This is a genomic window from Kutzneria sp. 744 (genome assembly GCF_000568255.1).
In the GTDB taxonomy this organism is placed as follows: Bacteria; Actinomycetota; Actinomycetes; order Mycobacteriales; family Pseudonocardiaceae; genus Kutzneria.
In genome coordinates this window covers 4,532,858-4,553,797 of record NZ_KK037166.1, presented here as the reverse complement: position 1 = coordinate 4,553,797, position 20,940 = coordinate 4,532,858, and the positions used below count along the sequence as shown (strand labels likewise).

The 20,940-nt window shown below is 68.6% G+C and carries 13 protein-coding genes and 1 pseudogene; 5 read left to right on the top strand and 9 right to left on the bottom strand.

Translation table 11 applies throughout. The annotated features are described in order from the left end of the window. The 3 genes from KUTG_RS61475 to KUTG_RS20390 form a co-directional block, all read left to right on the top strand. Window positions 1-1,219, top strand: a 1,219-nt coding sequence (locus KUTG_RS61475) for an HAD-IC family P-type ATPase (RefSeq protein WP_198047242.1), incomplete at its 5' end; no start/stop codon positions are given. Between the two features lie 106 nt (window positions 1,220-1,325). Next, on the top strand, window positions 1,326-1,451 hold the full coding sequence (locus tag KUTG_RS65255) for a hypothetical protein (protein WP_255360888.1): 126 nt from the start codon (window positions 1,326-1,328) through the stop codon (window positions 1,449-1,451). An 81-nt stretch (window positions 1,452-1,532) separates the two neighbouring features. Then, window positions 1,533-2,018: a YkvA family protein gene (locus KUTG_RS20390; RefSeq protein WP_232240875.1), complete on the top strand. Its 486-nt coding sequence runs from the start codon at window positions 1,533-1,535 to the stop codon at window positions 2,016-2,018. A gap of 84 nt (window positions 2,019-2,102) precedes the next feature. On the opposite strand, the pseudogene KUTG_RS20385 reads toward KUTG_RS20390, so the two are convergent. After that, a pseudogene (locus tag KUTG_RS20385) lies at window positions 2,103-3,106 on the bottom strand (hydrogenase expression protein HypE). A 501-nt stretch (window positions 3,107-3,607) separates the two neighbouring features. On the opposite strand from KUTG_RS20385, the gene KUTG_RS20380 reads away from it, so the two are divergent. Continuing rightward, the gene (locus KUTG_RS20380) at window positions 3,608-3,916 is read left to right on the top strand and encodes a helix-turn-helix domain-containing protein (protein ID WP_052395062.1); all 309 of its coding nucleotides are present in this window, start codon (window positions 3,608-3,610) and stop codon (window positions 3,914-3,916) included. Window positions 3,917-4,041: 125 nt separating this feature from the next. On the opposite strand, the gene KUTG_RS20375 is transcribed toward KUTG_RS20380, so the two are convergent. From KUTG_RS20375 to KUTG_RS20345, 7 genes are all read right to left on the bottom strand, one after another. After that, window positions 4,042-5,001 (bottom strand): MEDS domain-containing protein, encoded by a 960-nt coding sequence (locus tag KUTG_RS20375; RefSeq protein ID WP_052395060.1) that lies wholly within the window; start codon window positions 4,999-5,001, stop codon window positions 4,042-4,044. Window positions 5,002-5,558: 557 nt separating this feature from the next. Then, window positions 5,559-7,160, bottom strand: coding sequence for an FAD-dependent monooxygenase (locus KUTG_RS20370; protein WP_052395059.1), 1,602 nt, complete (start codon window positions 7,158-7,160; stop codon window positions 5,559-5,561). A gap of 30 nt (window positions 7,161-7,190) precedes the next feature. Continuing rightward, entirely contained in the window at window positions 7,191-8,207 is a 1,017-nt protein-coding gene (locus KUTG_RS20365; protein ID WP_063753737.1) for a methyltransferase, read from the bottom strand. Beyond that, window positions 8,200-9,429, bottom strand: a complete 1,230-nt coding sequence (locus tag KUTG_RS20360) for a cytochrome P450 (protein WP_063753736.1) — start codon at window positions 9,427-9,429, stop codon at window positions 8,200-8,202. The genes KUTG_RS20365 and KUTG_RS20360 overlap by 8 nt, the downstream gene beginning before the upstream one ends. 5 nt (window positions 9,430-9,434) lie before the next feature. Further along, window positions 9,435-12,704, bottom strand: a complete 3,270-nt coding sequence (locus KUTG_RS20355) for a ferritin-like domain-containing protein (RefSeq protein WP_043718828.1) — start codon at window positions 12,702-12,704, stop codon at window positions 9,435-9,437. Beyond that, window positions 12,701-14,431, bottom strand: a complete 1,731-nt coding sequence (locus KUTG_RS20350; RefSeq protein WP_198047241.1) for a flavin monoamine oxidase family protein — start codon at window positions 14,429-14,431, stop codon at window positions 12,701-12,703. Before KUTG_RS20350 ends, KUTG_RS20355 begins: the two co-directional genes overlap by 4 nt. A 104-nt stretch (window positions 14,432-14,535) precedes the next feature. Beyond that, window positions 14,536-15,402, bottom strand: a complete 867-nt coding sequence (locus KUTG_RS20345) for an IS5 family transposase (RefSeq protein ID WP_232240874.1) — start codon at window positions 15,400-15,402, stop codon at window positions 14,536-14,538. Window positions 15,403-15,966: 564 nt separating this feature from the next. Here KUTG_RS20345 and KUTG_RS20340 point away from each other — a divergent pair. Next, window positions 15,967-17,868 (top strand): multicopper oxidase family protein, encoded by a 1,902-nt coding sequence (locus KUTG_RS20340; protein WP_052395053.1) that lies wholly within the window; start codon window positions 15,967-15,969, stop codon window positions 17,866-17,868. 42 nt (window positions 17,869-17,910) lie between these two features. Here the strand turns inward: KUTG_RS20340 and KUTG_RS20335 are convergent, their stop codons facing one another. Continuing rightward, window positions 17,911-20,817 carry an AfsR/SARP family transcriptional regulator gene (locus tag KUTG_RS20335; RefSeq protein ID WP_084579570.1) on the bottom strand — a complete coding sequence of 969 codons (2,907 nt, stop codon included), beginning with the start codon at window positions 20,815-20,817 and terminating at the stop codon, window positions 17,911-17,913. Window positions 20,818-20,940: the final 123 nt, after the last annotated feature.

Genomic DNA, 20,940 nt, shown 5'->3' with positions numbered 1-20,940 from the left:
CGACGACGTGGCCCACCGCCGGTTCAGCCGGGAGGTGACGCGGCTGGCCAGCCGCGGGTACCGGGTGCTCGCCGTTGCCGAACACGCCGCATCGGGCAGCGACGGACTCGACGACGACCGGGTGCGCGGCCTGTGCCTGGTCGGTCTGCTCGCACTGGCGGATCCGGTCCGGCCGACCGCCGTGCACGCGGTCGGGCAGCTGCGGCAGGCGGGCGTGCGGGTGGTCATGATCACCGGCGACCACCCCGGCACCGCGGAGGCCATCGGGACGGAACTCAACGTGGTCAACGGCGATCGGATCATGACCGGCGTGGAACTGGACGCCGTTGCCGACGAGGAACTCGCCCACCAGCTGCCGAACATCGCCGTGTTCGCCAGGGTGAGCCCGGCCCAGAAGGCCCGCATCGTCCGGGTGCTGCGCACCGCGGGCCGGGTCGTCGCCGTCACCGGTGACGGGGCGAACGACGCACCGGCCATCCGGTTGGCCGATGTCGGCATGGCACTGGGCCGCAACGCCACGCCGGCGGCGCGGCACGCCGCGGACGTCGTGATCACCGACGACCGGATCGAGACGATCACGGCCGCCGTCGTCGAGGGCCGCGCGATGTGGGCGTCGGTCCGTGACGCGGTGGCCATTCCGCTCGGGGGCAACCTCAGCGAGATCGCCTTCACCGTCGGCACGGGCCTGATCAGCGCGGCGGAGACGCTCAACGCCCGCCAGCTACTGTTGATCAACGTGCTGACGGACGTGTTGCCCGCCATGGCGATCGCCGTCCGGCCTCCGCCCGGCGCCACCGCTGAGGTGCTGCTCGCGGAGGGGCCGGACGCCTCGCTGGGACCGTCGCTCAACCGCGACATCCGCCGCCGCGCCACCATCACCACGGCGGCCACCAGTGCGGCGTGGCTGCTCGGCCGCTTCACCGGCACCCGCAACCAGGCCAACACGGTGGCGCTGGTCGCGCTGGTGGGCGCGCAACTCGGCCAGACACTCGCGGCCGGCCGCCGGGACCGGCTCGTGCTCGGGGCCACCGTCCTGTCGTTCGCCGGGTTGGCGGCGATCGTGCAGACACCGGGGGTCAGCCACTTCTTCGGCTCTCGCCCCCTGTGGCCGCACGGCTGGGCCATCGCCGTCGGCACGTCGGTGACGGCCACTCTGGTCAGCCGGGCCCGGCGGTCGCCGCGCCCGGCGGACAGGCGCGAGATCGAGGCCGCCGGATAACCTTCTCTTAACCTGCTGGCAAGGTGCGACGCCACGCCAGTACAGCAGGGCATCCTATTCTTCAGACATTTGACCTGACGGATCGGATGTATGAGAGGAAAATTCGATGGCCGACTTCCTTGCTGTTGTCGTCGCGAAGGCGGCAGTGCTTCTCCTTGAGATCATTGCTGTCCGCGTGGCGCAGGTGATCTTCGCGAGGGCCTTCTCGTCGAAGGTTGCGATGGCCGGCTAGCCTTCGCGCCGGCTGGCCATTACATGCCACTGGCCACAATATGCCCGACTGTGTGTTCCGAGCATTCGTGAGCTATGCTGAGTGGATCCCGTCTATTCGGAATTCGGTGTCGTGGTCGCTATGGTGGGATGGCTTCTCGGAATAGTCGTCACCGTGGTCGTGCTCGGTGCGTCGTGGCTGGCGCTGGCCCTGGTGGCCCGGTTTCTGCCACCAGGGCTGGCGAAGGAGATCGCGCGTTTCGTGCCGTGCTGCGTGCTGGCCGCGCTGAGACTGCGGCGGGATCCGCGGGTGCCGCGCAGGGCCAAATACGTGCTGACGTTCGCCGGCCTGTACACGCTCTCAGGGATCAACGTGATCCCGGATTTCGTCCCCGTGATCGGGCTGCTGGACAATGTCATCGTGCTTGTCGTCGCGCTGCGTTATGTCAGCCGCCGGGTTGCGCGCGACGTTCTCTTCGCGGCATGGTCCGGCCACCCGGCGGTGCTCAGCCGGCTCATCGGTGGTCCCCGCGTACAGCGCGACCCGAGTGGTCCCCGCTGGCGTCGGCGCCGCATTCGCGATCGCTGACCGGAATCGACAACGGTCATCTTCTGTTCACGCCAGAACTCGATGTCGTGCCGACCACCTGACGTCGACGAGCCGCCGCCGGGGTCATGACGGTTCGGCCGGGGGGACGCCATCCGGCGTCGCGCCGCGGCGGCGGATCGAGTGCTTCTCGTCCGCGGCCGTCGCCGCGATGTCCCGCGGAATGCGGATCGTGGTGCCGGGCACGGTTATCGCCGCGGACGGTGCGCCGCCGGCGGGGTCCTCCATGAACGGCATGAACTGGTCGGGGAAGCCGGGCATGGTGCAGCCGATGCAGATGCCGCCCACGTTGGGGCAGCCGCCGATGCCGTTGAGCCAGCCGCGCTTGGCCACGTTGCACTTGACCACCTGGCCCCAGCAGCCCAGTTTGACCAGACACTTGGGTGGATCCGTGTTCGTGGGCGTAGTCGTCCTGGTCGTAGTAGCCGGCGCGGTCACAACCCTCGTGCACCGTCGCCTCGAACAACCACCTGGGGCGAAGTGCGTCGTCGAGTGCGATCGCGGGCGCGCGGCCGACGGCGTGGTAGAGCATGTACAGGATGGTCTCGGGACAGGTTGTCGGGCTGAACGGGGCAGCCGGGCACGCATACGATCGGGATGCCCGCCTTGGACTTCCAGCCCCAGCCCAGGTAGTCGGGCACCCCCATGGCGCCGGTCGGGTTGCCGGCCATCGCGTGGATCCCGCCGTATGCCGCGCACGTCCCGACAGCCAGCACGGCCCAGGCCTTGGGCGCCAGCCGGTCCAGCCACTTGTTGGCGGTCATCGGCTGGCCGGTGTCCGGGTTGTTGCCGAAGCCGGTCCAGTAGCCGTCGGACTTGATCGACTCGTCCGGCACGGAACCCTCGACCGCCAGGATGAAGGGTTCCAGCTCGCCGCGGTCGGCACGGTGCCACCACTCGATGACGTTGTCCGGACCCTGGTCCGGACCGCACTGGAAGTCGAGCAGCGGCCAGTGCATGGCAACCTCCGGCAGCCCGGGAAGACCGCCGAGGAGGATCTCCTCGATGCTGGGCTGGGTCGCCGCGGTCAGCGCGACCGAGTCGCCGTCACAGCTCAATCCGCCATTCATCCATAGGAGTGTGTCGTCGCACCAGATTCGGCCGAGTCGTTGCCCGGTTCGCCCATGATCATCAATACGCACCTCCCCGCGGCCGTGTCGTTCACAATTGACAACGTGATATCCTTGGCGGGAGGAAATCTCGACCGAAACTCATCTCCGCCGATCGCGGACTGATGCCGCGTTAGACCCGGCTCGCGACGGCTACAAGCGTACGCCAGAATTAGCGACGGATGGACGGTACTGTCCACGGCATCCGCCAACGGTGACCAGCTGGTGGGACAGAAATGACCAAGGTGATGGGGAAGGTGGTCCGATTGAGTGATCCGACGGGTCGGTCCCGAGAAGAGTGGTGACCACGAAGGTTTTTCGGGCGCGGCCCTCTTCCGTGCCGGAAGTCCGGGACTTCCTCCGTCGGTGTCTCGTGGACGTGGCGCTCGCCGAGGCCGACAGCAGCACGGTGACCAAGACGGTGTTCCAGGCCTGCTCGCGGCGGCCGGCACGACCGGCGCGGTGCAGATCTGCTGCAGGAAGTACTCCAGCCACATCGAGATCGACATGGTCGACGTGGTCGGCGGTCGCCTGTGCGCGCCCGTTGTCCAGGAGCTCGCGGCGCTGCGACCGCCGGCGCAAGCCCTCACGGATTTCGCCGTTTGGCTGGCCGACGCGCTGCGCAGGGAGGGGATTTCCCGGGATGTCGCCGCAGGCCAGTTGGATGTCTCGGTGAAGACGGTGAGTCGCTGGATCGGTGGAGAAACCGAGCCTCGGTTGCGTGAGCTGCGCCGCATTCGTGAGCGGTTCGGAGAGGTTCCGTTCGGTTGAACGAGGCTCAGCCGCTTGCCGCGGCGTGTCCATTGTGCGTCATTGTCGTCGAATGGCCGGCCATATTCGGGCTACGGGATCGCGCGTCGCCGACAATGTGATCCACAAAACGTCGTTGGACAAGCTCAGCAGACGTGGTTCGCCTCCTCGGCGCGCGGGCCCGGCACGGCCAGCTCGATGGTGAACCCGGAGTCGTCGGAGCTGATGTCGAGCCATTCGCAGATCTGGTTGGTCAGCCACAGACCGTCGCCGGTCTGCTCACGCAGCGCCGGCGTGCGGAAACCGACGAACGGGTGGAGGTCGGCGAGGGGCTGGTCGCTGCGCACCGTGCACACCACCCGCCCGGCCGCCAGCCGCACCCACGCCGTCACCCGGGCGATGTCCCGCCTGTGCAGGTACGTCATCGCCTCTCCGACCGCGATGGAGAACATCGTCACGCTGTCCTCCGACGGCAGCAGCTGCGTGGCCTCGTCGAGCACGTGCCGGCGGGTCGCGGTCAGGTCACCGTCGAACCGGGCGCCGTCGGCGTCGCCCCACCAGGACTTCGGCTGCGCCTGCCGCCTCGCGAACTCCTCGGGGGCGACGAACTGTGAGCAGGGCTCGGCCCGGCGGCCGGCAACGACCTCGGGATGAGTGCGGCGGGCATCCTCGATGATCGCGGCATCGACGACCCTGGTGTCGTAGGGACAGATCATTCTGATCGTGGTGTCGGCGAGCACCACGTTCAGGCCCGCCTCCATTCGCTTCCACGCGGCCACCTCGCGCCGGGACCTGCCGACCCAGACCGGCTCGGCGAGAATGCGCACGGCGCCGCCCGGCGCGGTCGGCCGGTGGCGTGCCCAATAGCGCTGGAACGCCGTGGCTCGTTGCGGTGGTCGGCGGCCGAAGTACGCAGATTCGGCGTAGTCGACGTCACTCGCCTGCGTGCCCAGCACGTCCTGTAACAGGTCCAGGTTCGCCGCCGTCGTGGTGACCAGCACCGGTTCGCCCCGGCACAGGCCGTCTCGCACGAACGGGACCGCCATCGACAGGAATTCCGCATCGCTTCCGTAGATGCAGCCCTGGTGCAGAAAGCCTGACTCCATCACACCTCTCCCGTGCGGCGCGCCGCCCACGACCAACCGGTGCCGGGCGCGGTTCGCCGCCGGCACCAGCCGACCATGCGGACCAGCCGAGTGACGGGCTCCCGACGTGGCGGATAACGGTCCCGCGTCTGACGGGAACGCTGTACGACGCGCACTGCAGATTCGACGCGGGGAGGGAGACTATCGCCGGCGACGACGACTCGGCACCACCGCGGAACCGATGGTACTCGATCCGCGATCTGTTGGCAGAATGGGACAAGAGCACTGGCTCCGGCACTGAAAGAGTATGTCCGGTCCGGTTGGACAATGTTGCCGGGGATTGCTCGATTTCTTCCGCAGGCAGGACATTACTGTCCGATGGGCCGGTACGAGGGAACAGTTGTGTCCGTCCATCCGATCGGGTCGTCCGGCGCCGGGGCGTGTCCCGGGGATGATGGCGGTGATCCACGAGACACACCCTGGCTCCTATCCCTCCTCCCGCGCCGCACGGCGCGGAGGAGAACCCGTGACAGCACACCGGCGACGAGCAGGTCGCCTCCCGCGTCCGGGCGACGATGTCACCGAACGGCGCGATCTGATCCGGGATCGCGCGGGACGAGGAACGTGGCCAGGTAGTCGCGCAGCGCGTCGAGGCGGTCCAGTGGTGCGACCAGTCCGACGTGCCCGTCCGGTCGGACGAGCGTGACGTGGTGGACGCTGGTCAGGTGGCGCGCGGAAGACCGGTCCATGGCGGCGATCGGCACGATGTCGATCGCCGCCGCGTAGCCGGCGCACGCCTGCTGGAGCCGTCGGACAATGGCGGGCTCCGCTCGGGCGACAGTCAGCAGCAACGTCCATCGGTCGTATCCCAGCAGCTGGTGCAGTCGTATGGGCTGCTCGCCAGCGCCGCGCGCGACGAAGATGTCGGGGATTCGATCGCCCGCACGGCACAGGCACCCAATGCGTCGGGATTCCTGTCGCGACAGAGGGCTGTCGCGATGGCCCCTGCCGAAGTCGCTCATCAACCACTCCACCCGTCGCTGGAAGCCGGACCACGGCAGGGCGGCGCGGAGGAAGACGTTTCGCAGTCGGTGCAGGGGCTCCGGCAGCAGGATCTCCGTGATGTTGAACTTCATGTCGCGGATCACCGCACGGGCGATGGCTCGTTGCTCGACGTCGTAGGAGTCGAGCAGGGTGTCGCTCGCCTGCCGGTGGTGCACGGCGGCGAGCTTCCAGGCCAGATTGTGCGCGCCGAGCATGCCGATGTTCATCCCGTGCCCGCCGACGGGCGCCCACGCGTGAGCCGCGTCGCCGGCGAGAAACACCCTGCCGCGGCGGAACTCGGTGGCGATTCGGTCGGAGAAGCGAGCCCGGCTCAGCCAGCCGGACTCCGTCGGGCCGAGTCGCAGGTGCGGGATGCCGGCGGCGGTCCCGACCAGGTCGCGCAGTTCATCCAGTGTCGGCGGCTCCGTGCGGTCCGGTTCGGGGTCGTCCCGGATGCAGAAGATCCGATACCCCTGGCCGGGGGTGGGAAAGGCGAGCACCGTGCATCGGGAACCGAGGAAGATGTAGCCGTGGCCCGGCCGGTCGCGCAGCGCCCATGCCGGCACCGCGTTGCCCTGGACCACCTGCATGTTCGTGCGGCGCTTCCCGTCGAAGCCGATGCCCAGCCGGGTCCGGACCGTGCTGCGGCGACCGTCGCAGGCGACCACCCACGCCGCCGGCGCCAGCTGGATGACGCCGTTGGACAGTCGCAGCGTCGTGAGGACGTGGTCGTCTCGCTGGCGCACATCGATTGCCTCGGTCCGCCATTCGACGTCGACGCCGAGTCCGCTCAACTCCTCGGTGAGCAGCAGCTCGATGTCGTGCTGCTCGATCGTCATCGCGTACGGGTAGTCCGAGTCGAACCGCCCGGCCGTGAAGCAGCCAAGCTGTCGCCCGTTGCCGTAGAAGTTCACGCTCCGCATCTCGTAGGCATGTCGCCGGATCGTCTCGCCCACGCCGAGGGCGCCGAGCGCCTCGCCGGCTCGGGGAAAGATAACGTCGGCCCTGGCCTCGTGATTCGGGCCCGCCGCCTGGTCCACGATCCGCACGCGCAGCAGCAGGCGCCGCAAGGCTATCGCCATGGTCAGTCCGACCGGTCCCGCGCCGATCACCAGCACGTCCACGACGTCGTCCATGCCAGACCTCCCCACCACCGGCCGTTCCGGTCAGACCGGAACGACTTCGAGCACGTTCAACATCGAGGGCGGGCCGACGACACGGGCCAGCCTCAGTCCGGCCTCGGCGAGCAGCCAGGCGTGTTCGGCCTCGGTGCGTTCGCGCCCGCCGTAGACGAACAGCATCGCCAGGTCGAGGAACTTGCTGGGATGCGGCGCGTTGCCGGTGGGCACCACCCAGTCGACGAGCAGCAGCCGGCCGTGTGCGTCCATCGCCCGGCGGCAGTTGGCGAGGATGGCGCGGGCGTGCTCATCGGACCAGTTGTGCAGGATTCCCTTCATCAGATACAGATCGGCGCCGGCCGGAACCGTCTCGAGGAAGTCGCCCGCCATGAAGGCACAGCGGTCGGCGAGCCCGGCGGCGGTCACCTGCCTCTCGGCATCGTCGGCGAGGTACGGCTGGTCGTAGATCACGGCGGTCAGTTCGGGATTGGCGCGCAGGACCGCGCTGAGGAAGGTGCCGGCCCCGCCGCCGACGTCGACGATCTGGCGAGCCCTGGAGAAGTCGTAGTAGCCGGCGAGCGCCTCACCGGTCACGCGGCTCTGCTCGGCCATCGCGGCATTGAAGAGCGCGCGGTGCTCGGGATGGTTGCGCAGGTGCTGGAACAGCGGCTCGCCGAAGACGTTCGCGGTGGTGGCGTCGCCCGTCCGGATGCTGTCCGCGGCGTTGGCGTAGATGGTGTTGAGCAACCCCTGGAAGATCACCCAGGAACGCAGCGACTGCGGATGGTCAGCGCGCAACCGCTCGCCCATCGGGGCCAGTCCGAACCAGCCCGGCTCGACCTCGACGAACACCTCGATGCTGGCGAGCGTGCGAAGCAGTCGGTACAGGGCGTCGGAGTTGGCCGGGACCGCGGCGGCGAGATCCGCCACCCCTCGCGGCCCGCCGGCGAGCAGGTCCGCCACCCCGAGCTCGGCGGTGAGCTGCACGGCCCGAGCCGGACCGAACCCCTCGGCCAGCTGGATGAGCCGGTAGGCGTGGTCCTCGCGTTCGTGCGTGTCATGCATCATTACTCCCTCCACAGGTGCCGAGGACTAGGTGCCGTGGGCCGTGGAAGACCATGTCCTCGGCGAATTGAACCGGCTTGTCGGTCAGGCGAAGCCCCGGCAGGCACTCGAAGAGCACGGCGATCGCGATCTCGGCCTCCGCACGCGCCAGCGCGGACCCCAGGCAGTGGTGGACACCGCCGCCGAATCCACAGTGGCGAATCGAACGCCCGCGCGGCCGGACCTCGTCGGGCTCCGAGAAGACCAGCGGATCACGGTTGGCCGAACCGAGCACCAGCACGACGGTGTCGCCCTCCCGGATGTCACGCCCGCGAAGCACGTCGTCCCGGCATGCCGAGCGCGTCACCATCTGGACGGGGCAGTCGTACCGGATCAGTTCGTCCACAGTGGACTTCAGGACTTTCGGATCGGCGCGCAACTCGTCGAGCACACCCGGATTCCTGAGCAGTGCCAGCACCGATTTGCCGATGAGGTTCGTTGTCGTCTCGTGTCCGGCGGTGAGCAGATGCACGCACGTCGCGGTGATCTCGTCCTCCGTCAGCGACCCGCACTCCCCGGCCTTGACCAGCGCCGTGATCACGTCGTCATCGGGATCGTACCGCCTGCGCCGTGCCTCCCACCGGAAGAAGTCGGTGAGCTCGGCCGCCGCGTTCTCCGCTCGCCGGTAGTCGCGGGCCCGCCCGGAACTGGCCTCCTGCAACGACACGGCACGCTCGCGAAGCCAGTTTAGGCTGCCCTGGTGGACACCCAGCAGCTCCGAGATCACCAGTACTGGAAGCGGAGCGGCGAAATCGTCCATCAGGTCGAGAGTGGGCCGCTGCCCGATGTCCGCGATCAGATCGCGCGCGATCTCCGCCATACGGGAACGCATTCCGGCCACGACGCGCGCCGAGAAACTGCCGGCGATCAGGGACCGCAGTTGGCCGTGTCGCGGCGGATCCATGAAAACCAGCCAGTTGCCGATCAGCCGCCACAGGGATTCGCACTCTGGCGGGATGCTGGCCAGCAAGCGGGTGGCGTGGTGTCCGTAGCGCGGGTGCGACAGCACACGTGTGACGTCGTCGTGGCGGAAGACGAACCACCTCGCCCGCCCGTCGGGGCTCGTGCCAGCCCGATGGACCGGGTCGTTCTCCCGGTAGTGGCGGTAGATCGGGTACGGGTTGGCGACGTCCTCGGCCGGCCAACGCAGGGGATCGAAGGGGGGTGGATTTCGCTGTGTCATGGCGCTCACTCGTCATTCATGGTGTGCGGACCGAAGAAGTCGGCCAGGAAGCCCAGCGTTTCGGTCACGTCGGCGGGGACGGCGGAACACGTGCGGGCAGCCGCCGCGAGGTGGCGGAAGCGCAGCGAGAAACCGCGCCGCGCCGCGTCCGGCCGGGACACGTACCCGGGCACGGACTCCAGTTCGAACGACGGCCCCGCGGTTCGTCCCCGTCGCCCGGACGGCATGGTGGTCAGCAGTTCACCCAGCGGCCGCATGATGCAGGTCATGACGTCGATCGCCCGGTTCATCAACCCGGAACGGCGCAGGCTTGCGTCCGGGGACTCGCCGAAGTGCTGGACCATCAACTGGAGCGCCATGAAATAGGCCCGATCGAACAGCCGCATGACCTCCGCGGCGGCGGGGTCGGTGACCAACTCCTTCGCCGCGTCCCCCGCGAGCAGGGTCGGGTTGCGCAGTGCGGGGTACGCCGGGGTCCACGGCGCCGACCGCCCGGGTGGTCCGGCCAGTTGCTCGGCCGTGAGGCACTCGTACATCCGCAGGAAGGTTTCGAAGTGCGACTTCTCCCCGGTGGCGGGGCCGATCCTGGCAAGCACGTTTCCCTCGCCCTGCTCGGTGACGACGTCGACCGCGAACAGGGCGCTTGCGAGGTCGTCGACTTCGAGCTGGTAGTCGGGATGGACGTCGTTGACCGCCCTGCGCAGGAAGAGGTGGTGTTCCCCGCCGCCCCGGCCCTTGTCCGCGAGGAACAGGTCCGGGACGCGGCACAGACCTTTCCGGATGTCGGCGTAGAGCTCGCTCACCGAGCCGTAGCGTTCGTCCACATCGGACTCGGGCGAGGCGGATCCGCGCCGGCCGACCTCGTCGACGAGTCGAGCCGGCTGCTCGATGGCGATGAACCTCGCGACACTGCCGACGCCCAGGGGCTCCAGCGACAGGTCCAGCGGAATCGGCAGCTGGTGGTTGAGCGCGCCGAAGTCGATCAGCGGCACGTGGAACGGCTCCCCGATCGCCATGATGATGTTGTTGACGGCGAGGAAGTGGATCATCTCCTCGCGGGCCACGGTGAGCAGGCTGCCCCGCATGCCGCCGTCGCCCGTCTGGCCACCGTCGCCGCAGGCGAGCCTCAACTGCCCGCGCGACCACTGGCCGCGACGCACGTGCTCCGCGCCGGCCGCGTGCGTCGGTATCGAGAATGCCGCGTAGAGGTACTGCGCCATCACGGCGAGCTCGAGCGTCGCGGCGTCCCGCAGGGCGTGGACGAGCTCACCGCGGGTGGTGATCGCCTTCCTTGCCGGCCCGGCCGTCGCGACGAACGTGGGCACGCTCTCGACCGCGCGGCAGGCACGGAGGAAGCGCAGCAGCAGCCGCGCCTTGGGCGCGGAGATGTCCCGTGTCGGCGGCATGTGGTAGGTCTTCATCCTGGTGCGCGGATCGCACATCTGCCAGATCAGGTCGGCATACGTGCGCGCCATGAACCGGTCCGCGAGGCTGAACACCTCGGAGCTCATGAAGGAGCTCGTCAACTCATAGAACGCGAACACCTCGCGATACACCAGGTCGTACGTCACGTCTTCCTGGGCTATGTCGTCGAGACGCCGGTCATCGGGGAGCACCCGCACGGCCAGTGACCCCGCACCGGCCCAGTAGCCGAGCAGGTCGTCGTTGTCGTAGCAGGCCTTGGCGGATCCTGGCCGGGTCGCGTCGCACGGTGATTCCTCGGCATGGGCCGAGAGCAGCACCCGGGCGGCTCCGGCGCGAGCACCTCGGACCGTCAGCCAGCCGCGGCCCTCGTCGTCGGTGCTGACGACGCAGCTGCCGGAGAAGTCTCCTGGCTCGTCCGCCCGACCGGGACGCAGGCGCATGATCTCGATGTCCCCGGGCAGCGCCTCCGGCGACGTGGCGAAGGGATCCCGGGGAAGTGCCCTGGGGTTGAAGAACTGCCGCACGTGGATCGCCTCGACGGCATGCGGGCGGCCGCGCACGACGGACAGGATCTGCACCTCGACATCGCCTCCGCCGTCCCCGGGGTGGTCGAGGATGAGGCTGGCGTCGTCGGCTTGCACGTTGGTCTCCCGCTCCAGCAGCAGCACCGCACGGGCACCGGACGGGTCCGTGCCCACCACGCACAGCGCGTGCTCGTCGGCCGAGGACGGCGCCTGAGCGGGAACCGTCAGCACGCCGCTGGTGAGCGCGGCGTCGGCGAGGTAAGCCGCGGCCGGCACGCGGGCGAGGAGCTGATGGCCGCTGACGGTGCGCAACTCCCAGTCGCCCATGTCGAGCAGTGGACCGAGCCGGTGGGTGGGACCGGCACCGCTGTCGTCGGCCCGGCCGGTCGCCGGCACCGAATTGATCATGTTCAGCGTGACGTGGTCCGGCGTCACGTCGACGGTCATGTTGCCCAGTCCCGCCCGTCGCGGGATGAGCAGGCGTCCCGCCGGATACGTGCGCGGCTCCGACTTCCGCCACGGCGCGATCGTCCCGCGCAGCGCCCAGTGGCCGGGCGAGTCCGGCTCCTGAGGCGCTGACATGTCGCTGAGAGCGAACTGAACCACCAGGCCGTCGGCCGCGCCGGACGCCACAATGGTGCGCAGGACGGTGACCACCGGCGAGACCGACGCCTCGTCCAGCCATCTCAGCCCGTCGCCGGACTCGACCACGAACTGGTAGAGAGTGGACTGCTTGAGTTGTGACGCCAGGCAGTGGCCGCCGACGTCGAGGACGTGGTCGAAGTTGTGCCATCGCGGCGGATGGATCCCGCGCACCTCGCCGGTGAGCATGTAGCCGACCTCGTGGGAGCGCCCCGCGCGACCGAAGCAGAACTGGCCGACCATCAGGCTGGTGGTCCAGTTCGAGGACGGGTCGACATCGAAGATCCGGGCTCGGTTGACCGTGGTGGCCAGATAGGGGTTGTAGTGACCCCACATGTCGACGCTGCGTCCCACCACCGGGTCCGTGACGTCGACGTCGGCCGGCGCGACCTCGCAGCTGGCGATCCGAGCGTCGATCGAGAAGTGGCCGTTTCCACCGAAGTTCCACCCCTTCGCCGCGCTGAACACGCCGTCGTCGCGGATGTGGCCGGACGCGTCGAAACGCGGTCCGAGGCGGTGCAGGTAGTCGTGGTACTCCCGGGCCGGTCGGTGCACGGGAAACGGTCCGTACTCCGTGAGCGCCTCGTTGGTGGCCATGTCGATCAGGCCGTTGCGTGTCCCGGTGGGCAGCCCCGTCTTCGCCGTGCCCGAGAAGTGCAGGCGCGGTGTGTCGAACACGCTCATCCGGTCATCACCTCCAGACGCGGAACGCCGACGGGCACGAGCCTTCGGGGCTGGTCGAAGTGGATCTCGTGCACTGCCCTGACCGCCGATTCGATCGCTCCCTCGATCCACGCCGTGGTCGACGAGCAGTGCTCCCCGGCGAAGAACAGGCGGCGTTCGGGACTTGTGGCCCGTCGCCGTTCCCGCTCACAGGCGCGGGTGTCCTTTCCCCAGCGGACGCAGGCGGCTCCCTCGCTCCACCAGTGCTGTCCCCAGGTCAGGCTCACGGCGTCCAGGACCATGCCCGGGTGCAGCAGTTCGGGATGCATCTTGCTCAGTTCCTGGAGGACGAGCGCGTGCCGGACGTTGGCGGGCAGGCAGCCGAGCGCGTCGGCGTCGGCGCCGATCGTGTAGCTGGCCAGCAGCGCCGCGCCGCCCGCCGGATCCCCTTCGACGGGGCAGTAGTAGGTCTGTCTCAGGCTGCCGCCGCAGAACGACGCGCCACCGGAGATCCCGTCGCTCTCCCAGAACGGCTCCCGGCAGTGAAAGGCGACCTTCGTGGCCGACCAGTACTTCGCGTCGTGGATCACGGCCATCTTGTCTTCGCTGAGCCCGGTCAACCGCAGCCGGCCCAACACGGAGAACGGGATGGTGCACAGGACGTAGTCGCAGCGCCGGGCGAGGATGTGGTCGCCGTCCCGGACGGCGACCGTGACATGGTCGTCGCACGAGTCGATGCCCACCACCTCCTGGCCGCAGCTGATGGGGCCGCGGATCCGCCCGGCCAGCCGTCGGACGATCTGGTCCATCCCTCCGCCGAGGCGGACGAGATCGGGGCCCGTCTCGCTGAGGATGTCGTCCAGGAACCGGTTGAGACGCCCGTTGTTGCTCATCCGGACCTCCGGGTGGACCGCGAAGAAGGCGTGAATGTCGACCCGATCCCTGTTGTCGCCGCGCAGGAACGGGCTCAGGTCGAACTGATTGATCAGCTCCAGCAGTTCGAGCCTGAAGTCGTCGCGCAGACTGTCGCGGAAGTCGGACGGGGCGATGGCGTCGCCGATCGCCGTCAGCCACGCGCCGAATAGGATGGTGTCGTCGCTGTACCTCCCGTCGGGCAGACTTCGCAAGAAGTCCGTCGTCAGCATTTTCGCGGCATCGCGGACGCGCGTGTGACCGGCGCTGGTCGTGCAGTAGGAATCGGTGTCCGAGAACAGCGTGTTGAAGGTGCGCACCTTGTCGGCCAAGCCGAGCTTGGTGACATACTGCATCGTGCGTCTGTGTTTGACGGGAATGCGCATGGCACCGAGTTCGATGAGTGGCGCGTCCGGCCCCGAATGAAATCGGTGTGTGTAGATCCTGCCGCCGATACGGTTGCTTCCCTCCATGATCTCGACAAGGTGCCCGCGTTTCTCCAGCTCGTACGCCGCCACCAGGCCTGCCACCCCTGCCCCGATGATGGTTACCTTCTTTGTTGTCCCGTCGGCGACACCTGTCACCCCGTGCTGCACGTTCGACACCGCGACCCCCTCGAGGAAACCGGGTTGACAACCGATCAGGTGGATACTCCTCCGCCCGCACGCGAAATGGGGACGCGTCGACTGTTGGAGTGTCTGCGACTCGTGACCTTCGGCAATTAGCGTTCGCGGTAAACTTCGCTCGCTCACGCACACTCTTGTCTGTGGCCACCCCCGTTCAAGCGTCACGTCGCTGAACTCTGTCAGTGTAAAACTCGACCAGCTTCGCCACAATCTCCGCGCGCGAATTGATACTTTTTGGCCACAGTTCGCCACTGTCGCGAATTGGTCGTGATAATGAATTCCGTGTTTGGTGAATCTGAGTGCCTGTTTCCGATCTATAGGGTCTGCGTCAGCCGGCGACTGGTGATGCGGATCATGGCCCAACGGACCATCGCCTCGTGATGGTGAGGAAGTCGTTCGTAGTCACGGACACAGCGGCGGTGGCCGACGATCCACGACAGCGTCCGCTCCACCACCCAACGGCGCGGCAGCACCGTGAAACGGGGCAGGTCCGGACGTTTGACAATCGCCACCACCACTCCGAGGGTGCGACGCGCCCAGTCCACCAACGTGCCGGTGTAGCCACCGTCGGCCCACACCAACCGCAGGCGGTCGCCGACCGTGGTGCGCAGACGCAACAGCAGCGCGCGGGCGGCGACTCGGTCCTGGATCGAGGCCGGGGTCACCAGCACCGCCAGTAGAAAGCCGACGGTGTCGACCACGATGGGCCGCTTGCGGCCGTTGACTTTCTTGCCCGCATCCCACCCCCGCGTGGCCCGTCCGACTGTGGCGGCCGCGCGGACCGACTGCGAGTCGATCACCGCCGCCGACGGCGCCGCCGCCCGGCCCCCGGCCAGCCGGGCGCGGTCCCGCAGTCCGTCAAGGATCCGTTGCGTGGCACCGGCCTTCTCCCAGATCGCGAACCGCTTGTAGACCGTCGGCCAGGGCGGGAAGTCCGCGGGCAGCGCCCGCCATTTGATGCCGTTGTCCACCAGGTACACGATCGCGTCCACGATGACCCGGCGGCAGTGTTTCTCCTGGCGCCCGCCTCGACCCGCAAGCCATGCCGGGTCCGGCAGGAGCGGGTCCAGCAGTGCCCACTGCGCGTCGGTGACATCTGACGGGTAGCGACGCTGACGTCGTGTGGGCTGGTGGGTCTCGGCCAGCTGTTGGCCGGCAGCACGGGGCACCCGCGGTGGCATCGCCCGCGGGCATCGGGCACGATAGCAACGGAACTCCTGGTGGAACGGCGCTTCGACAATGTCCGATCTACCAGGAGTTCCCTTGTCTCGTTACCCAGGCCCGTACCCACGTCAAGCTCGGAAACAGGCACTGAGTGCGCCGTCGGCCGACTGTCGTGTCTACGCGGACTGGCGGTGGGGTCGTTCGTGCCGCAACAACGACGACGTCGGGGCCGTCTCGCCGTCGGGTGACGGGCGGTCCGCGGCGGACCGTCGCGGACACGGACCGGGTGGGGTGCGCCACGCGTGCCGGCGCGCGGGCGGCGAAACCGTCAGCAGGAAAAACAGCAATGCGGGGTCACTTAGAAGGGTGAATTCCCTTCAATGTGCCGGACGGTGTCGCTAACCTCCATGGAGGGTGATCATTGATCCACTCCGGCGCAAGGCTCGTTTGTTCCACTGTGCTCGATCTCGCTCCATCCAGGCTCGATCGTCTAACGGTGCGCACCAGGAAGGCCAATGCCCGAAAATCGAATATTCGCCAACGGATTAAGTCGGCGCGCATTACTGCGTACTGCGGTGTCAATGCCGCTGACCTCGCGCGTTCTCACCACTCAAGGCAGCTTCACCACGGTTGTCGACAGCACCCTGGATCCCGGGACAATCCCGAAGTACGTGACGCGACTAGAGGCGTTGCCCGCGATGCCGATGTGGTCGTCGTACGGCGGCGTCGACTACTACATGATCGGTGTTCGGCAGTTCTCCCAACAGGTTCTGCCCTCCACCATGCCCAAGACCGTTGTCTGGGGCTACGGATCGCCTCGGAATCCCGCGACGTTCCACAGTCCGGCGTTCACCATCGAGGCGCAGGTGGGTCGTCCTGTCCGTGTGATGTGGGCGAACCAGCTCGTCGACGCGAGCGGCCGATTCCTGCCGCACCTGTTCCCGGTCGACCCGACTCTGCACTGGGCGAATCCATCCGGTGGCCGGCAGGGACGGGACTCACGGCCGGTGTTCCCCTCGACCCCCGGTCCCTACACCGGGCCGGTGCCCATCGTGACCCACCTGCACGGTGCGCACGTCACCGAGGAGAGCGACGGCTATCCCGAAGCCTGGTACCTCCCGGTCGCCTGGGACATTCCCGTCGGTTACGCGACGACAGGGTCCTACCACGACCGGTACCGCGCCGTGGCCGCGGACAGGTTCGGCGCCGAGTGGTCGCCGGGCACCGCCGTGTACCAGTACGCCAACGACCAGTCCGCGGGAACGCTGTGGTTCCATGACCACACGCTCGGCATGTCACGGCTGAACGTCCACGCCGGCCTGGCGGGGTACTACCTGCTCAGGGGCGGCGCGCGCGACCTGCCTCCGGGCGTGCTCCCCGGCCCCGCGCCGGGGCGCGGCGACCGTGCCGGAATCCGATACCACGAGATCCCCCTTGTGGTTCAGGACCGTTCCTTCAACCGTGACGGCTCGATCTTCTTCCCCGCGAGCCGGGCGTTCACCGGGGACACCCCGCCGACCGGACCCTTCATCCCGGCAAGCGACGTTCCGCCGATCTGGAACCCGGATTCGTTCGGCAACACGATGGTCGTCAACGGCCGCACCTGGCCGGTCCTGCCCGTCGAACCGCGACGCTACCGGTTCCGGTTGCTCAACGCGTGCAACGCGCGCACCCTGATGCTCAAGATCGTCGCCAATCCGCTGGCCGCCAGGCCCGCGCCGGCGGCGCTGTCGTGGTGGCAGATAGGCGCAGACGGCGGATTCCTGAGCCGTCCGGTGGAAACCGACCAGTTGCTGTGCACGACGGCAGAACGCGTCGATGTCATCGTCGACTTCACCTCTGTGGCGGTCGGAACCGAACTCTTCCTCATCAACGAAGGGCCCGACGGGCCGTTCGTTGGCGGTTCTCCCGGCAAGGGCCTGACCCCGGCCGATCCGGCGACGACGGGGCAGGTGATGAAGTTCGTCGTCACCCCACTGTCCACACGCGACACCAGTGTGCCCCCGGCCCAGTTGTCCCTGCCCCGGCTGCCGCCACTCGGTCCGTCCCGGCGCACGTGGCGGATCTCGCTGACCGAGGGCAACTCCACCTCGGCGCCGAAGGCCGCGGTGTCGTACCGGATCGGCACGGTGGCCGCCGACGGGACGCCCACACCGCTGTCCTGGGCGGACGCTGTCACGGAAACGCCCGCGCTGCGGACCACCGAGACCTGGGAGCTGGCCAACTTCACTGGGGAGGCGCATCCGATCCACCTGCATCAGGTGCAGTTCCGCGTCACCGGCCGCCAACCGCTCGCGGGCGGGTCTCCCGGCCGTGGCCCGGACGGAGGGGAGACCGGGGTCAAGGACACGGTGATCGCCTACCCGAACGAGATCACCAGAATCGACGCGCGGTTCGACATCCCGGGCCGCTACGTCGTGCACTGCCACATACTGGATCACGAGGACAACGAGATGATGCGCCCCATCGAACCGGGAGGCTGATCGGCCGACGAGTGGGCGGGAGGCCCGACAAGGCCGCCGAGATCAGCCGTCGCGCTCACGCGGCCGTGCCACCTGCGCCGCGCTGAGCGCGGCCTGCGTGCGTCGCAGGAGGGGGCACTCGCAGGGCGGGACGGGGATGCCCAGTGTCCCTCGGATCTCGGTGGCCTCGTTCAGCAGGTGGGCGGCACGGGGCCACTCCGACCGGTCGCAGGCGATCGCGGCCAGGGCCTCCAGCACGCTGGCCGTGCGCCACCGGTCGCCCAGCTCCCGGTGCACGGCGAGGCTCCGTTCGAGCAACGGTTCGGCCTCGGCCGACCCGGTGGCGTGGTGGACGAGACCGAGCAGGTTGAGCGCCCAGGCGATGCCTTCCCGGCACCCGGTCCGCTCGGAGATCGCGTGGGCTTCGAGCAACAGCCGACGCGCCAGCTTGCTGTCGCTGCGGTAGTGTGCCACGGCGCCCAGGTTCTTGAGCGCGCTGGACGTCGACTCGGCGTCGCCCAGCTTCCGGGAATGTCGCAGGCTCTCGTACGCCCACCGCTCGGCCGAGACGAGATCGCCCCGCAGCCAAGCCGTGAAGGCACACAAGTGCAGGGCGAGCGCGATGCCGTGCTCGTCGTCAAGGGCCTGGAAGTTCCGCAGGGCCGACTGGTGGTAGTCGAGCGCGCGCGGGTAGTCGCCCTGTTCCCGGCAGATCGAGCCGAGCAGCGAGCGAACGAACGCGAGGCCCCGCTGGTCGCCGCCCGACTCGTACAGGATCAGGCTCTGCTCGGCCAGCAGCACGGCGGGGTCGTAGTCACACTGGAGGAACGTGACGGCCGCCGCGCCGGCGAACGCCTTGGCGCGCAACGTCGCAGGCGCCCGTCCGTCGCGCTCCAGCGCTGCCGTCAGCCAGTCGCGGCAGTCCTGGTAGTGGCCCCGCAGCCGGCAGTAGCGGATCAGCGCGCTGGTCAACCGCAGCGCCAGGGTCGGGTCGGACTGCGTGAGGGTCCATGTCACCGCGGCGCGAAGGTTCTCGTGCTCGGCGGCGAGCCGCTTCAGCCATTGCACCGCGCCCGCGCCGCACAGTTGCCCCTCCGCCCGCTCGGCCAGCCTCAAGTGGTACTCGGCATGCAGACGCCGAGCCTGCGCGCGTTCCTCACGAGTGATCTGCTCGGCCGCGAAGTGACGGATCGTGTCCAGCAGCCGATAGCGCGCGGTGTCGGGTTCCTTGGTGACCAACGACTTCTCGACCAGCCTGCCCAACAGGTCCACCGCGTCGTCGTGCGGCCACAGCGCCTCCACGGCGGGAAGTTCGAAACTCCCGGCGAACACCGCCAGGCTCCGGAACAGGGCCTGTTCGTCGGGCGTGAGCAGGTCGTAACTCCACTTGATGGTCGCGTGCAGGGCTCGATGCTGCGGGCGGGCGCCGTGGCCGCCGGAGCACAGCGCGAGGAACCGGTCGCGCAGGTGCTCGGCGATCTGGGACACCGGGAGCGCCGCCGTGCGTGCCGCCGCCAGTTCGATGGCCAGTGGCAGGCCGTCCAGACTCGCGCAGATCGTGACCAGCGCCTGTGCCGTGGCGGCGTCCTTCTCGATGTGGGCGCCGGCCTCCTGAGCCCGGTCGACGAACAGGTGGATCGCGTCGTAGGAGGCCAGATCTTCGTAGGAATACGTGGCGTCGGGATCAGGCGTGGGCAGGGGCCGCAGGGTGTAGACCGATTCGCCGGGCACGTGCAGTGGCTCGCGGCTGGTGGCCAGTACGTGCAGCGCCGGGCAGGCGGACAGCAGTGCGCGGACGAGTTGCGCGCAGGCCTTGACGAGGTGTTCGCAGTTGTCCAGGACCAACAGCATCGTCCGATCGCGGACATGGTCGACCAGAGTGTCGAGCACACTGCGACCCGCGCGTTCGGGCAGGCGGAATGCATCGGCGACGGACTGCGGCACGAGGGCGGGTTCGTTCAGTGGCGTCAGGTCCACGAAGCCGAGCCCGCCTGTCTCGTACCCGGAGGCCACGGCGATGGCCAACCGCGTCTTGCCGCATCCGCCCGGACCGGTCAGCGTGACCAGGCGCCGCTGGTCCAGCAGCCACCGTGTTCTCGCCATGTCCGCCGCCCGATCGACGAGTCGGGTCAGGGGCACTGGTAGGGGGCGCCTGAAACGGTCGGCGAGCGACGGATCGGCGACCGGCACGATCGGCGTCGCCGACAGGTCCAGCGTGGGGTCCGCGGCCAGGACGGCGACTTCCAACCGGCGCAGCTGCCTGCCCGGCTCGATACCGAGTTCGTCAACCAGGGCGGTGCGCGCACGGTGGAAGGCGGCAAGCGCGTCGGCCTGCCGCCCGGATCGGTACAGGGCGAGGATCAGCAGCTCCCACAGGCGTTCCCGAAACGGGTGCTGGGTGACCAGCGACTCCAGTTCGCCGACGGCGGTGATGTGTTCGCCGAGCGCGAGCCGGGCACTGATCAGGTCCTCCGAGGCGGCGAGCCGGATCTCGCCGAGCCGGACAGCCGCGGCGCGGGCCCATTCGCCCTGTCGGCAATCGGTCAGCGGCTCGCCGCGCCACAGCGTGAGTCCTGCTCGGAGCAGACGCGATGACAGCTCGCTCTGCCCCATGGCCACTGCGCTGCGCCCCGCCGCGGCCAGGTTCTCGAACCGGGTGGCGTCCACCTCGTCCGGTTCGGCCAGCAGCACGTAGCCAGGATCCCGGGTCGCGATGACATCGGTGACGCCTGCCTGCCGCAGTTGGTGGCGGAGCCGGGCCATGTGGCTGTGCAGGGTCTTGACCGCGGTCGGCGGTGGAGCCTGTGGCCACAGGGCCTTGATGAGCGCGTCCTGGGAAATCGTGGTCCCGGGTTGCAGCGCGAGCCGGGCGACGAGGGTGCGCTGTCCCCTTCCACGCAAGTCGACCTGGCCGTCGGGTCCGGCCACTTCCACCGGTCCCAGGATGCGTATGTCTAACCCCTCGGACATCAGCCCACCCCGTCTTGGCCGCCAGACGCACTGGCTCAGATTCGGACAAGTTGGCCGCCAGACGCACTGGCTCAGATTCGGACAAGTTGGCCGCCAGACGCACTGGCTCAGATTCGGACAAGT

What these genes read in the sequence shown, in the direction of transcription:
- KUTG_RS65255 (WP_255360888.1), top strand. Translation starts at nt 1,326, where the DNA reads ATGGCCGACTTCCTTGCTGTTGTCGTCGCGAAGGCGGCAGTGCTTCTC.
- KUTG_RS20355 (WP_043718828.1), bottom strand. Translation starts at nt 12,704, where the DNA reads ATGAGCGTGTTCGACACACCGCGCCTGCACTTCTCGGGCACGGCGAAG.
- KUTG_RS20375 (WP_052395060.1), bottom strand. Translation starts at nt 5,001, where the DNA reads ATGGAGTCAGGCTTTCTGCACCAGGGCTGCATCTACGGAAGCGATGCG.
- KUTG_RS20365 (WP_063753737.1), bottom strand. Translation starts at nt 8,207, where the DNA reads ATGCATGACACGCACGAACGCGAGGACCACGCCTACCGGCTCATCCAG.
- KUTG_RS20340 (WP_052395053.1), top strand. Translation starts at nt 15,967, where the DNA reads ATGCCGCTGACCTCGCGCGTTCTCACCACTCAAGGCAGCTTCACCACG.
- KUTG_RS20345 (WP_232240874.1), bottom strand. Translation starts at nt 15,402, where the DNA reads ATGCCACCGCGGGTGCCCCGTGCTGCCGGCCAACAGCTGGCCGAGACC.
- KUTG_RS20370 (WP_052395059.1), bottom strand. Translation starts at nt 7,160, where the DNA reads ATGGACGACGTCGTGGACGTGCTGGTGATCGGCGCGGGACCGGTCGGA.
- KUTG_RS20335 (WP_084579570.1), bottom strand. Translation starts at nt 20,817, where the DNA reads ATGTCCGAGGGGTTAGACATACGCATCCTGGGACCGGTGGAAGTGGCC.
- KUTG_RS20360 (WP_063753736.1), bottom strand. Translation starts at nt 9,429, where the DNA reads ATGACACAGCGAAATCCACCCCCCTTCGATCCCCTGCGTTGGCCGGCC.